Source organism: Alkalisalibacterium limincola (genome assembly GCF_008017755.1).
Taxonomy (GTDB): domain Bacteria; phylum Pseudomonadota; class Gammaproteobacteria; order Xanthomonadales; family Xanthomonadaceae; genus Alkalisalibacterium; species Alkalisalibacterium limincola.
The window spans coordinates 142,168-155,496 of record NZ_VRTS01000008.1; the positions used below are offsets into that span (position 1 = coordinate 142,168).

Consider the following 13,329-nt stretch of genomic DNA (forward strand, 5'->3'; position numbering starts at 1 on the left):
GGCGATCCGATCCGGGTGCACGAAGTGGCCCGCAGCCGCAACGAACTGCGCGGGGCGCCACTGGGAGGTGGCAAGTCCCGCCGCGCGCGCCGACCGTTCTGGCGCCGCCCCCTGCTGGTGTCGGCCACCGCCGCGCTGGTCGTGGCCTGCGTGGCCACGCTGAGCCTGATGCTGTTCCGCCCGCCCGATGCGATCGCCTTCGGCGAGCGCGACTGGGTGGTGATCGGCTCGCTGGAGAACCTCACCGGCGACCCGCGCTACAACGGCGCGCTGGAAACCGCGCTGCGCACCAGCCTGGAGCAGTCGCGCTTCGTCAACGTGCTGCCGGAAATGCGCGTGCGCGACGTGCTGGCCCGGATGACGCGCGAGCCCGACTCGCCGTTGAGCCGGCAGGTGGGCAGCGAGGTGGCGCTGCGCGAGGGCGCCCGCGCGCTGGTGTTGCCGACCATCGCCGAGGTCGGGGGGGCGCGTGCGACTCGGCGCCGAGGTAGTGGATCCCGCCACCGGGGCCACGGTGTTCTCCGAGTATCAGGACGGCGCCGGGCCGGAAGACAGTCTTCGGGCCATGACCACGGTGGCCGCGCGACTGCGTGGCCGCCTCGGCGAGGCGGTCCAGGAGATCGATGCCACGAGCAAGCCCATCGCCGATGCGGCATCACCCAGCCTCGATGCATTGCGCGCGTACTCGCTGGGAATCACCGCCGATGGAGAAGGGCGCTATTCGGACGCGAAGCTGCACTACGAGCAGGCGCTGTCGCTCGATCCGGAGTTCGCGATGGCGATGGTGTCATTGGGTCGCTCGAGTCTGACGGACGGCGACCGCGCCGAGGCGTTGGCCTGGTTTTCCCGCGCGGCTGCGCTTCCCGAGCGCCTCAGCGAGCGCGAGCGGCTCGCACTCGAGGCGCTGACCGCGATGATCCGCAGGCAGCCGGACTACCCGCGTCGTTGGCAGGCGTTCTCGGACTTGTATCCGGACCATTATCCGGCCGCTCACAACCTTGCTTTGTTCAGTTGGTGGAACAACCGCTTCGAGGACTCACTCGCGTACGCCGAGCGGGCGTCCTCACCCCGCAGCGTGACGAGGGGCTCATCGATATACGTGCAGGGCATAGCGCTCGTGGGACTGGGTCGCTTCGACGAGGCCAGGGAAGCCTTTGAATCGGCAAGTTCGCTGGGCTACTCCAGAGGCGTGTCGATAGTTTCCGCGAGTGGCTATGCCGCGCAACGAAGGTTCGACGAGGCGCGAGCCACGTTGCATGCCGAGCCCGCACGGACCGCCGGGGATCTTCTCGCCAGGCGCGGCCTGGAGCTCTCGATGGCCATCGATGAAGGTCGCTGGGGCGAGCTCCCGGCTTTCGCGGACGCGTTGGCAGCCAGCTCGGTGTCGGAGGCGGGCGTGTACAAATGGGCGGGCTGGGCTGGACAGCTGGCGGTCGATCGCGACCCCCACGACCATGCGGCACGGAGGGCGCGGGTCAGGGAGCTCATGGATCAGGCGCACGGCCAGCTCCATGGAGAATTCCACCCCGAGGGCGATGCGATCGCAATGGCGCTGCTGTATGCCGCCTACGTGGCCGTCCGGGTCGATGACATCGCGCTTGCGCGACGTGGTCTCGAACTGGCGCGATCCGAAGTGGCAGCCTCGCCGCTGCCGGTGCTCTCGCAGCTGCTGCAGGTCGTGGAGGCCCGGATTGATCTTGCTGAAGGGGATGCCGAAGCTGCCGTACGGCGGCTGGCGGGCATTTTCGACGGTTCGGAACTCGCATTGGCGCACGCCGTGATGGGCGAGGCGCAGGCCGCCGCGGGCAGGCATGAAACCGCGCTTGGCCACATGCGGTGGCTGGCGGAGAATCGAGGCCGGGTCTATGCCGAATCGAACATCGGCTACATGCTGAGGCCTGAGAACGTCATCCAGGCCAACCGTGCCCAGCTCCGGGCCGCGGAGTTGTCCCTGGATCTCGGGCGACGCGAGGACGCGCGCGAGTGGCTCGATGCATTCAAGAGTGCGTGGGCGGACCTGGAGGCCGTCCCTGACCTCCAGGCTATGGTCGACGATCTGGATTCGCGACTCAGCTCAAACTGACGTGGAAGATCTTCTGGCTCATCGACGCGGTCAGTTCCTGCTGCAGCTTCTCCCGCATCCGCTGGATCTCTTCCTTGCTCGGCAGGCCATCCCCGTGCAGGCAGGCCCACGGCCCATCCACGTCGTGGACGACTTCGGCGCTGATGTCCGCATCCTGTCGAGCCGGCTCGTAACCCAGTTGCGCCAGTGCCTGGCGCGGATCGCGGCGGAAGGTGTCACGGAACGCGTCGTCTTCACTCAGGCGCACAAGCAGTTTGTCGGCGATGTCCGCCGGCAGGCACTTCTCCATACTGTTCCCCTTGCGTGGTGGTCCCCAGCGCGGAGTCTAACGCCTGTGCCAATCGTGCGTGGAGTGTGGAATTGAGCCCCAACCCGATGCCGGCCAACGTCCGGCGCTGCCGACACCTGATGATCGAGCCGCGCGAGGTCAGTCGTGTCGATGCAGCAGCGGCGCTGGCGGGGCGCATCGAGATGACGACCGGTCATGAGTGGGTGGCCTGGGTGCCGCACCTGTGCGAGCGGGTCGGCCTCGATGCCCGTCAGCTCGAAGCGCTCGCCATCGTGCCGGTCACCGATTGGATGTCCTGGGCGCACCTGCAGGCGCAGCATCCCGGCGATGCGCTGGCGACGTTGCTGGAGGTCGGCATCCTGATCGGCGACCACGCGACGCATGCCGGACTGCGCGAGGCGGACGACGCATTGCGCCAGGCCAACTGGTGGACGCCCGCGGCCGTCGCCTACGCGGGCGGCTGCTGGGAGGGCGTCGACAGCACGATCCCGGGGCCGGGGCAGGAGACCCGTGGCTCACTCGCAGCGCTGGGTCCGGCACCGCCCAGCGTGTCGACCAGGGAAGCGCGCGACGGGAGCGTCGACCTTCCGCCTGCACACGCGCAGGCACTCGACGCGCTGCTGCTTCGCCGCACCACCTGCCGCAACTTCGACGCGGACGCGACGCTGTCGATGGCCGACCTGTCGCAGGTGCTGGCCCAGACCTTCGCCGCGCGCGGGCAGTCCGAAGTCGCCCCGGGCGCGTTCGCGCTGAAGAAGGGCAGCCCGTCCGGCGGCGGACTGCATCCGATCGAGGCCTTCGTGCTGGCCCAGCGCGTGGCGGGCCTGCCCGCGGGCCTGTACCACCACGACTGCATCCGGCACCGACTGGCCCGCGTGGGGCCACGGGCGCCCGCGGACTGCGTGCGCTGGCACTGGAGTTCGTCGCCGGCCAGGAATGGTTCGCCGACGCGGCGGCGCTGGTGGTCATGGTCGCGCGCTTCGAGCGCAACCAGTGGAAGTACCGCAACCACCCCAAGGCCTATCGCGTCACGCTGCTCGATGCCGGCCACCTCGGCCAGACGTTCGCACTCTCGGCCACCGAGCAAGGCCTGGGGGTCTTCATCACCGGGGCGATCAACGAGCATTGCATCACCCGCAGCCTCGGCCTGCGCGCCGGGGCGGAAGGCGCGGTCGCGGTGTGCGGCATCGGGCCGCGCGCGGCCACGACCCTCCATGCGGAACTGACCGTCGAGGGCCTGGTCGGTTCGTGAACCCGTGTCCGGGTCAGTCGCGCCCGCGCCGCCGCCACAGGCTGCGCAACCTGGCGCTCACGCCACCCCGCTTCTTCCCCAGCAGCCGCGGCACCGGCGCGAACTTCAGGCCGACCTGGCCCACCTGCTCCTCCTCGATGCTGCGCACCACCAGCGTGGCCTCGCCGAGCTTGAGCACGTCGCCGATCTGCGGCAGGTCGTCGAAGCGATGGGCGAAGAGCTGCGCTGCGGTCTGGTCGGCGTAGCGCTCGGGAATCTCCAGCCCGTAGAAGCTGGCCAGCTCGCCCAGCGGCACGTCGCCGGCCAGCGTGAAGGCCCCGAACACCTCGCGCTCGAGTTCGCGCGCTTCGCGCGGCTCCGCGAACAGCCAGTCCAGCCGGTACACGCTGCCCGGCGGGGCCAGGTAGTAGGCGTAATCCTCGGGCTGCAGCGCGCCGCCGTCGGAGCCCTGCAGCACCTTGCCCTCGCGCACGACCATCGCCGGACGGGCCCAGCCGGGCAGCTGGGCGCCGCGCAGCACGGCGCTCTCCGGCGCCACCCGGTAGCCCACCATCTCCAGCTCCAGCTGGCCGGGAAGGTCCAGCTCCACCCGGCGCGTGGGCGGGTCCAGGCGCGGCAGCGCCACGCGGAACCATTCCGCGGCCGGCTTCAGCGTCCAGCCCTGCACCACCAGCGACACGATCACCACGACGAAGGCCACGTTGAAGTACACGCCGGCATTGGGCAGCTGCGCCAGCATCGGGATCGACGCCAGGAAGATGCCGACCGCACCGCGCAGGCCCACCCACGAGATGAAGGCCACCTCGCGGCGCGGGTAGGCGAACGGCCACAGGCACAGCGCCACGGCCGCCGGGCGTGCCACCAGCATCAGGAAGGCGGCCAGGCCCAGCGCCGGCCACATCACCTCGATCAGCTGCGAGGGCGTGGCCAGCAGGCCCAGCACCAGGAACATCACCAGCTGCGCCAGCCAGGTGGCGGCGTCCTGCACCGACACGACGCTGGCGAACGCGCGCACCGGCCGGTTGCCGACCATCAGGCCGGCCAGGTAGACGGCCAGGAAGCCGCTGCCGCCGACCTGGTTGGTCAGTGCGAAGACCAGGATGGCACCGGAAACCGCCAGCAGCGGGTGCAGGCCGTCGGGCAGTGCCAGCCGGTTGAGCGCCAGCGCCAGCAGCCAGCCACCGGCCAGGCCCATGGTGACGCCGAACCCCGCCTGCGACAGCAGCCGCCAGCCGAAATCACCCAGGGTGTGCGCGCCATCGGCGGCCAGCCAGCCGGTCAGCACAACGGTCAGGAAGACCGCGATCGGGTCGTTGCTGCCCGACTCCACTTCCAGCGTCGAACTGACCCGGCGCTGCAGGTGCAGGCCGCCGGCACGCAGCAGGAAGAACACCGCCGCCGCGTCGGTCGAGGCGATGATCGCGCCCAGCAGCATGCCCTCGACCCAACCCAGGCCCAGCAGCGGGATGGCCGCCAGTCCGGTCAGGCCCGCGGTGATCAGCACGCCCACGGTGGCAAGAAGCCCGGCCGGCGCCAGCGAGGAGCGCACCTCGCGCAGGCGCGTGCGCAGTCCGCCGTCGAACAGGATCACCGCCAGCGCCAGCGAGCCGACCAGGTAGGTGAGTTCGTAGTTGTCCCAGACCAGGCCGCCCGGGCCGTCCTCGCCCAGCAGCATGCCCAGGAACAGGAAGACCAGCAGCAGGGGCGCGCCAAAGCGCCGCGCCAGCAGGCTCGAGGCGATGCCGACCAGCACCAGGGCGGCGCCGAACAACAGCCAGAGGTTGCCGATCTGCAGGCTTTCCAAACGTGTCGTCCTTGGCGGGGGCCCCTGATCATAGCCCGGCGCGGTGAATGTTCAGTTCCCACGTTGACCGTCAACGCCGCCGGCGATAGACTCCCGCCCGCCCAATCCCGGGCGCCATTCCAGGTCATGCACCGACCGCATATGGACGTTCCCAGTAGACCCTGCCACTGCACCCTGACCACGCGCGTGATGCGCGGTGGGCGGGTTGGGAACGCCCTGGTCGCGTAAAGCCGGCCGTCCGTCTCCCGGCCACCCCCGCGGTGTCGCCCTCGGGAGACGACAATGAGCGACATCCTCGAGAATCTCGACGCGGAACTGGTCGGCCGCCCCGATGCGCCCGACTTCGATGCTTCCGCCGCTGCCGATGTCCTGCACGAAGCGCTCGAGAAGGGCGGCGACGACGCCGTGCGCGAATGGTTCGCGCATGTGCAGGAAGCCGACATCGCCGACATCCTGGCCGAGCTGGAGCTGCCGTCGATGGCGCGCGCGCTGGCGCTGCTGGGCCTGGAGGAACGCGCCGAGGTGGTCGGGCACCTGCCGGTGTCGACCCAGGCCGACTACGTCGCCAGCCTGGAGCGGCGCGAGGTGGCGCGGCTGCTGCGCGAGATGTCGGCCGACGAGCGCGCCGACCTGTTCAATGCCCTGGACACCGTGGAGCAGGACCGCCTGCTGCCGGCGCTGGCGCACGCCGAGCGCGAGGACATCCGCCGCCTGTCGTCCTACCCCGAGGGCACCGCCGGCGCGGTGATGACGTCGGAGTACGCCTCGCTGCCCGAAGGCCTGACCGCCCGCCAGGCGGTGGACGAGCTGCGCCGCGTGGCGCCGGACAAGGAGACCATCTACAGCGCCTTCATCCTCGACGACCAGCGCCGGGTGATCGGCGTGGTGTCGCTGCGCGACCTGATCGTGGCCCCGCCGACGGCGCGCGTGGCCGACCTGATGGAGTCCGATGTGATCTCCGCCCGGGTCGAGGACAGCCAGGAGTCGGCGGCCGAGAAGATCGCCCGCTACGACCTGATCGCGCTGCCGATCCTCAACGGCGGCGACAAGCTGGTCGGCATCCTGACCGCGGACGACGCGATGGACGTCGCCGAGGCCGAGGCGACCGAGGACTTCCACCGTGCCGGTGGTGCGATCGGCAACCTGGGCGCCAGCGTGCGCGACGCGACGATCCCGCGCCTGTACCGCATGCGCGTCACCTGGCTGGTGTTGCTGGTGTTCGCCAACATCTTCTCCGGCGCAGGCATCGCCGCCTACGAGGACACGATCGCGGCGCACCTGACGCTGCTGTTCTTCCTGCCGCTGCTGATCGCCAGCTCCGGCAACGCCGGTGCCCAGGCCTCCACGCTGATGGTGCGCGCGATGGCGACGGGCGACGTGCAGATGCGCGACTGGGGGCGGATGCTGGGCCGCGAGTTCCTGGTCGCGGCGCTGCTGGGCCTGACGATGTCGGCCGCGATCGCCGGCATCGGCGTATGGCGTGGCGGTGTCGACGTGGCGCAGGTGGTGTCGGTGACGATGGTGGTCGTGGTCATCGTCGGCAGCCTGATCGGCATGTCGCTGCCGTTCCTGCTCAGCCGCCTGAAGTTCGACCGGCCACCGCCAGCGGACCGCTGGTCACCTCGATCGCCGACGTGGCCGGGGTGCTGATCTATTTCGGCATCGCCGCGGCGATGCTCAGCCCGGCGGCGGCCTGAGCTTCAGCCGCGGTCGATGACCCGGTAGCCGATCGCCTCGCCCAGGTGGCCGGTGGCGATCGCGTCGCTGTGATCGAGGTCGGCGATGGTGCGCGCGCTGCGCAGGATCCGGTGGATCGCGCGGGCGGATAGATTGAGCCGGTCCATCGCCTGCTCCAGAAGCTTCCGGTCATCGGGTGCCAGCCGGCAATGCTGTTCGGTCTGGCGCTGGTCCATGCGCGCATTGAGCACGCCGCAGCGCTGCAGTGCGCGTTCGCGGGCGGCAACGACGCGCTCCCGCACCACCGCCGAGGATTCGCCACGTGGCGCATCCGGGCTGATCTCGTGGCCGGTCATGCGCGGCACATCGACGTGCAGGTCGATGCGGTCGAGCAGCGGGCCGGAGAGGCGCCCGCGGTAGCGCTGCACCTGGTCGGGCGTGCAGCTGCAGCGGCCCGAGGAGTCCCCGGCCCAACCGCACGGGCACGGGTTCATCGCGGCCACCAACTGGAAGCGCGCCGGGAATTCGGCCTGGCGCGCGGCCCGCGAGATCGTCACCTGGCCCGACTCCAGCGGTTCGCGCAGCGCCTCCAGCGTGTGCCGGTGCCACTCGGGCAGCTCGTCGAGGAACAGGACGCCCTGGTGCGCGAGCGAGATCTCGCCGGGCTTCGGGTCCGGGCCGCCCCCAACCAGCGCCACGGAGCTGGCGCCATGATGGGGTGCCCTGAAGGGGCGCTGCCGCCAGCGCGACACATCCAGGCCGCGACCGCTGACCGAGGCGACGGCAGCGGCCTCGATCGCCTCGTCCTCCGTGGCCGGGGGCAGGATGCCGGGCAGGCGCGAGGCCAGCATCGTCTTGCCGCAGCCGGGGCTGCCGATCAGCAGCAGGTGGTGGGCGCCGGCGGCGGCGATCTCCAGCGCGCGCCGCGCCCGCGCCTGGCCGCGCACGTCGGACAGGTCGGGAATGGTGGTGTCGCGATGCCCGGCATCGGTTTCCCGCGTGGTGGTCGCCAAGCGGCGCCTGCCCGACAGGTGGGCCAGCGCTTCGGACAACGTGCGCGCGCCCAGTGCCCGCGCCTTCGGGTACAGCGCCGCCTCTTCGGCATTCGCCAGCGGCAGCAGCAGCTGGCGCCCGGCACGGCTCGACGCGATCGCCGCCGGCAGCACGCCGTCGACCTCGCGCAGCTCGCCGGTCAGGGCCAGCTCGCCGATGCATTCGACGTCGTTGAGCGAATCGACCGGCAACTGGCCGCTGGCGGCGAGGATGCCCAGCGCGATCGGCAGGTCGAAGCGCCCGCCGTGCTTCTTCAGGTCGGCCGGCGCCAGGTTCACGGTGATGCGCCGGGCCGGGAACTCCAGCTGCGCGCACTGGATCGCGGCGCGTACGCGGTCCTTGCTCTCGCGCACCGCGGCTTCGGGCAGGCCGACGATCGACAGGCAGGGCAGACCGCCGGCCAGGTGCACTTCCACGCGCACTTCCGGCGCCTGGACACCGCGGCGGGCACGGCTGTGGACGATCGCGAGGCTCATCCGTGGGCGTTCCGGGACTAATGATCCCGAAGTGTGGCGTCGCGTGGGCCGCGGCGGAGTCGGAGAATCCCGCTGCCGGGTGTAGGTGGCCGGCGCCTACGTGTCCGACGTGCCGCGCGCAGCCTCGAGCTCGGCCACGGTCTTCTCCAGCGCCTCGAGCTTCTCGCGGGTGCGCAGCAGCACCGCGCGCTGTACTTCGAACTCCTCGCGCGTGACCAGGTCGAGCTTGCCCAGCCCGGTCTGCAGCGCGGCGCGGAAGTTGTTCTCCAGGTCGGCCTGCGCGGCCTTCACGTTCGGCGGCACCATGTCGCTGAGGCGGCGGGCCAGGTCGTCGATGGCCTTGAGGTCGATCATCGGGGGATCCTCGATACGAAGCGGGGCGGCAGCGGTGCGCCGCTGGCCTGTCATTCTACGCGCTGGCCCGTCGGCCCACGCTGGACGGAGGGCGCGTTATGCTCTGGCGCAGCATTCGGTTCAGGGAAGCGACACGATGAAAATGATCATGGCGATCATCAAGCCGTTCAAGCTCGACGACGTGCGCGAGGCGCTCAGCGAGGCCGGGGTGAACGGGCTGACCGTCACGGAGGTCAAGGGCTTCGGCCGGCAGAAGGGCCACACCGAGCTCTACCGCGGCGCCGAGTACGTGGTCGACTTCCTGCCCAAGATCAAGCTGGAGGTGGCCGTCGACGACGACCAGTCCGAGCGCGTCGTCGAGGCGATCATGAACGCCGGGTCCACCGGCAAGATCGGCGACGGCAAGATCTTCGTCTACGACCTCGAGCGCGTGGTGCGCATCCGCACCGGCGAGCTGGACAGCGACGCGCTGTAACCGCGGCGTGTCGGCGGGCGCGGGCGCCCGCCGCCGTGCTCAGCCGCCCAGCGCGTCGGCCACGAACGGCGGCTGCACCAGCGCCGACTTGTGGATCTCGGCGGAGTAGTACTTCGTGGCGAAGGTCTTGGAGCCGGCGCCGCGCTCGCGGAAGCCGTCGAGCTCGCCGCCCTTGCGCGCCATCGTGCAGCTCCACCAGCCGGTCGGGTAGCACGGCTGCGGGAAGGTCAGCGTGCGGAAGGCGGTGAAGCCCGCGCCCTTCATCGCATTGCGCATCGAGCGGATCAGGCCCAGGTGGGTCAGCGGGCTTTCCGACTGCTGCACCAGGATGCCGCCCGGGCGCAGCGCCTTCAGGCAGCTGGCGTAGAAGGCCTGGTTGAACAGGCCCTCGGCCGGGCCGACCGGGTCGGTGGAATCCACGATGACCACGTCGACGCTCTCGGCCGGGCAGTTCTTCATGTAGGCGATGCCGTCGTCGAACAGCAGCTCCGCGCGCGGATCGCCGTTGGACTCGCACAACTCCGGGAAGTACTTCTCGGCCATGCGGGTGACCTGCTCGTCGATGTCGCACTGCGTGGCCGACTCCACGTCGCGGTGCTTGAGCACCTCGCGCAGCGTGCCGCAGTCGCCGCCGCCGATGATCACCACCCGCTTGGGATTGGAATGGGTGAACAGGGTCGGGTGCGACATCATCTCGTGGTAGAGGAAGTTGTCGCGCGTGGTCAGCATGATCGCGCCGTCGATCACCATGAGGTTGCCCCAGTCGGTGGTCTGGAAGATCTCGATCTTCTGGAACTCCGACTGCACCTCGTCGAGCTTCTTCGTGATGCGGAAACCGATCGAGGATCCGGTGATCTCGAAGTTCTCGTGGTACCAGGGGGCTTCGCTGCTCATGACGCTTCCATACACGGGGGTTTTGGTCGCGCATTGTACTTCAACAAGAAATCCCCTTCCGGGCCGGGATCGGCGTTTTCGCCGTCGGGACGGACGCTGGCGGCCCCCGGCAGTACAATGGTCGGCCCGTTTCCCAGCGAGCCGCACCATGAGCGAGTGGTCGATCGACCGCGCCCGCCGCACCTATGCCATCGAGCACTGGGGCGAGGGCTATTTCGACATCGATGAGGCCGGCCAGGTGCAGGTGCTGCCGCGCGGGGCCGATGGCCCGGCGCTGGCGCTGCCCGCGGCGGTCGACCAGGCGCTGGCGCAGGGCATGCAGCTGCCGCTGCTGCTGCGCTTCGCCGACATCCTCGGCCACCGGCTGGGCCGCCTGCAGGGCGCGTTCGCCCAGGCCATGGACGAGATCGGCTACGTCGGCGGCTACACGGCGATCTACCCGATCAAGGTGAACCAGCACTTCGGCGTGGCCGGCGAGCTGGCCGCGCACGCCGGCGAGGGCTTCGGCCTGGAGGCCGGCTCCAAGCCCGAGCCTGATGGCGGTGCTGGCGCTTTCGCGCCCCGGCGGCGTGGTGGTGTGCAACGGCTACAAGGACCGCGAGTACATCCGCTTGGCGCTGATCGGCCGCAAACTGGGCCTGGAAACCTACATCGTCATCGAGAAGGCGTCCGAGCTGGCGCTGGTCATCGAGGAGGCGCGCGCGCTGGACGTGAAGCCCGGCCTGGGGGTGCGCATGCGCCTGGCCAGCCTGGGCGCGGGCAAGTGGCAGAACTCCGGCGGCGACAAGGCCAAGTTCGGCCTCACCCCGCGCCAGCTGCTGACCCTGGTCGAGCAGCTGCGCGAGGCCGGGCTGGCCGACTGCCTGCAGCTGCTGCACTTCCACATGGGCTCGCAGATCTCCAACCTGCGCGACTTCACCCGCGGCATGCGCGAGGCCACGCGCTACCTGGTGGAGGTGTCGCGGCTGGGCTGCGACATCCGCTACATGGACGTCGGCGGCGGCCTCGGCGTGGACTACGAGGGCAGCCGCTCGCGCGGCGCCTGCTCGATCAACTATGGCCTGCTGCAGTACGCCACGACGATCGTGCAGCCGCTCGCCGATGCCTGTGCCGAGCACGGCCTGACCCCGCCGCGGGTGCTGACCGAGTCCGGTCGCGCGCTGACCGCGCACCACGCGGTGCTGGTGGCCAACGTGTCCGAGGTCGAGCCGGCGCCGGAAGGCGCGGTGCCGGCCGTGGGCGATGATGAGCTGGCCGACGAGCCGGCCGTGATCCGCCACCTGCGCGAGATCCACGACGCGCTCGATGCGCGCCCGCCGGTGGAACTGTTCCAGGAGGCCCAGCACTACCAGGCCGAGGCGCAGTCGCTGTACGCCAACGGCCAGCTCGACCTGGCCCAGCGCGCCGCGGTCGATGACCTGTTCTACGCGATCGCCACGGCAGTCCGCGGCCGCCTGGACTACCAGGAGAAGGGCCATCGCGCGGTGCTCGACGAGCTCAACGAGCGCCTGGTCGACAAGTACTTCGTCAATTTCTCGATCTTCGAATCGATGCCCGACGTGTGGGCGATCGACCAGGTGTTCCCGATCATGCCGATCGCGCGGCTCGACGAGGAGCCGCAACGCCGCGGCACGATCGCCGACCTGACCTGCGATTCCGACGGCCAGATCGAGGCCTACGTGGAAGGCGGCGACCTGGACTCCTCGCTGCCGCTGCATGCGCCGAAGCCTGGCGAGAGCTACCGCATCGGCTTCTTCATGGTCGGTGCCTACCAGGACACGCTGGGCGACATCCACAACCTCTTCGGCGACACCGATGCGGTCAACGTGCGCATGGGCGAGGGCGGCTTCGTGTTCGAGCGCACTCGCCGCGGCGACACGACCGACGTGATCCTCGACTACGTGGGCTACGACCTGGCGAAGCTGCGCGAGACCTACGACCGCAAGATCGGCGCGGCGGGCCTGGGCGAGAGCGAGGCGGGGCGCCTGCGCGAGGCGCTGGAAGCCGGCCTGACCGGCTACACCTACCTGGCCGACGAGCCGCAGGGCTGAGTTCGGCCACGAGCAGGGAGACTCGACGATGAGCGCGATGCGTTGTGGATTCATCGGGCTGGGCGCGATGGGTGGCCCGATGGCCGGCCACCTGCACCGGGCCGGGCTGCTGGGCGTGGTCGGCAACCGCACCCAGGCCAAGGCCGATGCGCTGGCGGCCGAACTGGGCATCCGCCCCGCCTGTCACCCCGAGGACTACGCCGACTGCGACCTGGTGGCGCTGTGCGTGTCGGCCGACGAGGACGTAATGGAGAACGTGGCGGCCCTTTCGGGTGTGCTGCGCCCGGGCAGCCTCGTGGTCGACCACTCCACCGTGTCCACCGACACCGCGCGCAAGGCCGCCGCACTGCTGGCCGGGCGGGGCATCGAATTCATCGATGCGCCGGTGTCGGGCGGCGTGGAAGGCGCGCGCAACGGCAAGCTGTCGGTCATGGCCGGCGGGTCGGCCGAAGCGATCGAGCGCGCCCGGCCGGCGCTGCAGGCCTATGCGCTGCGCATCGCCCACCTGGGCGGCAGCGGCAGCGGGCAGGCGGCCAAGGCGGTGAACCAGGTGCTGGTGGCCGGCATCAACGAAGCGGTCTGCGAAGGCCTGGCGCTGGGCGAGAAGCTGGGGCTGGACCCGGACACGCTGCTGCCGACGCTGGCGGCCGGTGCCGCGGGCAACTGGTTCCTCGACAAGCGCGGCGCGACGATGCTGCGCGGCGAGTTCACGCCGGGCTTCAAGTGCGCGCACCTGCTCAAGGACCTCAACATCGTGCGCGGCATCGCCCGCGAGGCGGGCGTGGGCAGCAGCGTGATCGAGCAGGCCATCGCCGACTACCAGGCGCTGGTCGACGCCGGCCATGGCGACGACGACACCTCGGCGCTGATCACGCTCAAGCGCGGCTGAGCCGCGATCGCGGCCCGGCCGCCGGCGAGTAG

Annotated in this window: 11 protein-coding genes and 2 pseudogenes; 7 read left to right on the forward strand and 6 right to left on the reverse strand. The window is 70.4% G+C overall.

Annotation, left to right across the window (positions count from 1 at the left end):
- Positions 1-257 precede the first annotated feature (257 nt).
- Positions 258-449, reverse strand: a complete 192-nt coding sequence (locus tag FU658_RS14510; protein ID WP_187266082.1) for a hypothetical protein — start codon at positions 447-449, stop codon at positions 258-260.
- Positions 450-469: 20 nt separating this feature from the next.
- Between FU658_RS14510 and FU658_RS11700 the strand changes: the two genes are divergently transcribed.
- Positions 470-2,083 carry a tetratricopeptide repeat protein gene (locus tag FU658_RS11700; protein WP_147892242.1) on the forward strand — a complete coding sequence of 538 codons (1,614 nt, stop codon included), beginning with the start codon at positions 470-472 and terminating at the stop codon, positions 2,081-2,083.
- Here FU658_RS11700 and FU658_RS11705 read toward each other — a convergent pair.
- Positions 2,070-2,372: an NHLP-related RiPP peptide gene (locus FU658_RS11705; RefSeq protein ID WP_147892243.1), complete on the reverse strand. Its 303-nt coding sequence runs from the start codon at positions 2,370-2,372 to the stop codon at positions 2,070-2,072. The genes FU658_RS11700 and FU658_RS11705 overlap by 14 nt on opposite strands.
- A gap of 86 nt (positions 2,373-2,458) precedes the next feature.
- On the opposite strand from FU658_RS11705, the pseudogene FU658_RS15455 reads away from it, so the two are divergent.
- Both FU658_RS15455 and FU658_RS14515 read left to right on the forward strand, forming a co-directional pair.
- A pseudogene (locus tag FU658_RS15455) lies at positions 2,459-3,238 on the forward strand (putative peptide maturation dehydrogenase); the annotation flags it as partial.
- A 101-nt stretch (positions 3,239-3,339) separates the two neighbouring features.
- Positions 3,340-3,624, forward strand: a complete 285-nt coding sequence (locus tag FU658_RS14515) for a nitroreductase family protein (RefSeq protein ID WP_255505570.1) — start codon at positions 3,340-3,342, stop codon at positions 3,622-3,624.
- A 13-nt stretch (positions 3,625-3,637) separates the two neighbouring features.
- On the opposite strand, the gene FU658_RS11715 is transcribed toward FU658_RS14515, so the two are convergent.
- Positions 3,638-5,428 (reverse strand): potassium/proton antiporter, encoded by a 1,791-nt coding sequence (locus tag FU658_RS11715; RefSeq protein ID WP_147892245.1) that lies wholly within the window; start codon positions 5,426-5,428, stop codon positions 3,638-3,640.
- A gap of 282 nt (positions 5,429-5,710) precedes the next feature.
- On the opposite strand from FU658_RS11715, the gene mgtE reads away from it, so the two are divergent.
- Positions 5,711-7,078, forward strand: coding sequence for a magnesium transporter (gene mgtE / locus FU658_RS11720; RefSeq protein WP_222708437.1), 1,368 nt, complete (start codon positions 5,711-5,713; stop codon positions 7,076-7,078).
- Positions 7,079-7,128: 50 nt separating this feature from the next.
- Here mgtE and FU658_RS11725 read toward each other — a convergent pair whose 3' ends face one another.
- Positions 7,129-8,634, reverse strand: coding sequence for a YifB family Mg chelatase-like AAA ATPase (locus FU658_RS11725; RefSeq protein ID WP_147892246.1), 1,506 nt, complete (start codon positions 8,632-8,634; stop codon positions 7,129-7,131).
- Between the two features lie 96 nt (positions 8,635-8,730).
- Complete coding sequence (gene ubiK / locus FU658_RS11730; RefSeq protein WP_147892247.1) at positions 8,731-8,988, reverse strand: ubiquinone biosynthesis accessory factor UbiK; 258 nt, start codon at positions 8,986-8,988, stop codon at positions 8,731-8,733.
- A 136-nt stretch (positions 8,989-9,124) separates the two neighbouring features.
- Between ubiK and FU658_RS11735 the strand changes: the two genes are divergently transcribed.
- Positions 9,125-9,463 (forward strand): P-II family nitrogen regulator, encoded by a 339-nt coding sequence (locus FU658_RS11735; RefSeq protein WP_147892248.1) that lies wholly within the window; start codon positions 9,125-9,127, stop codon positions 9,461-9,463.
- Positions 9,464-9,502: 39 nt separating this feature from the next.
- On the opposite strand, the gene speE is transcribed toward FU658_RS11735, so the two are convergent.
- Positions 9,503-10,357 carry a polyamine aminopropyltransferase gene (gene speE / locus FU658_RS11740; protein WP_147892249.1) on the reverse strand — a complete coding sequence of 285 codons (855 nt, stop codon included), beginning with the start codon at positions 10,355-10,357 and terminating at the stop codon, positions 9,503-9,505.
- A gap of 148 nt (positions 10,358-10,505) precedes the next feature.
- Here speE and speA point away from each other — a divergent pair.
- Together speA and FU658_RS11750 are read left to right on the forward strand one after the other, a co-directional pair.
- Positions 10,506-12,408 (forward strand): annotated as a pseudogene (gene speA / locus FU658_RS11745) (arginine decarboxylase).
- Positions 12,409-12,436: 28 nt separating this feature from the next.
- Complete coding sequence (locus FU658_RS11750; protein WP_222708438.1) at positions 12,437-13,297, forward strand: NAD(P)-dependent oxidoreductase; 861 nt, start codon at positions 12,437-12,439, stop codon at positions 13,295-13,297.
- Positions 13,298-13,329 lie beyond the last annotated feature (32 nt).

Bases quoted from the DNA above. Each gene is read 5' to 3' on its own strand.
- speE (WP_147892249.1), bottom strand. From the start codon at position 10,357: ATGAGCAGCGAAGCCCCCTGGTACCACGAGAACTTCGAGATCACCGGA.
- FU658_RS11750 (WP_222708438.1), top strand. From the start codon at position 12,437: ATGAGCGCGATGCGTTGTGGATTCATCGGGCTGGGCGCGATGGGTGGC.
- FU658_RS11705 (WP_147892243.1), bottom strand. From the start codon at position 2,372: ATGGAGAAGTGCCTGCCGGCGGACATCGCCGACAAACTGCTTGTGCGC.
- FU658_RS11735 (WP_147892248.1), top strand. From the start codon at position 9,125: ATGAAAATGATCATGGCGATCATCAAGCCGTTCAAGCTCGACGACGTG.
- FU658_RS14510 (WP_187266082.1), bottom strand. From the start codon at position 449: ATGGTCGGCAACACCAGCGCGCGGGCGCCCTCGCGCAGCGCCACCTCG.
- FU658_RS14515 (WP_255505570.1), top strand. From the start codon at position 3,340: ATGGTCGCGCGCTTCGAGCGCAACCAGTGGAAGTACCGCAACCACCCC.
- FU658_RS11725 (WP_147892246.1), bottom strand. From the start codon at position 8,634: ATGAGCCTCGCGATCGTCCACAGCCGTGCCCGCCGCGGTGTCCAGGCG.
- ubiK (WP_147892247.1), bottom strand. From the start codon at position 8,988: ATGATCGACCTCAAGGCCATCGACGACCTGGCCCGCCGCCTCAGCGAC.
- mgtE (WP_222708437.1), top strand. From the start codon at position 5,711: ATGAGCGACATCCTCGAGAATCTCGACGCGGAACTGGTCGGCCGCCCC.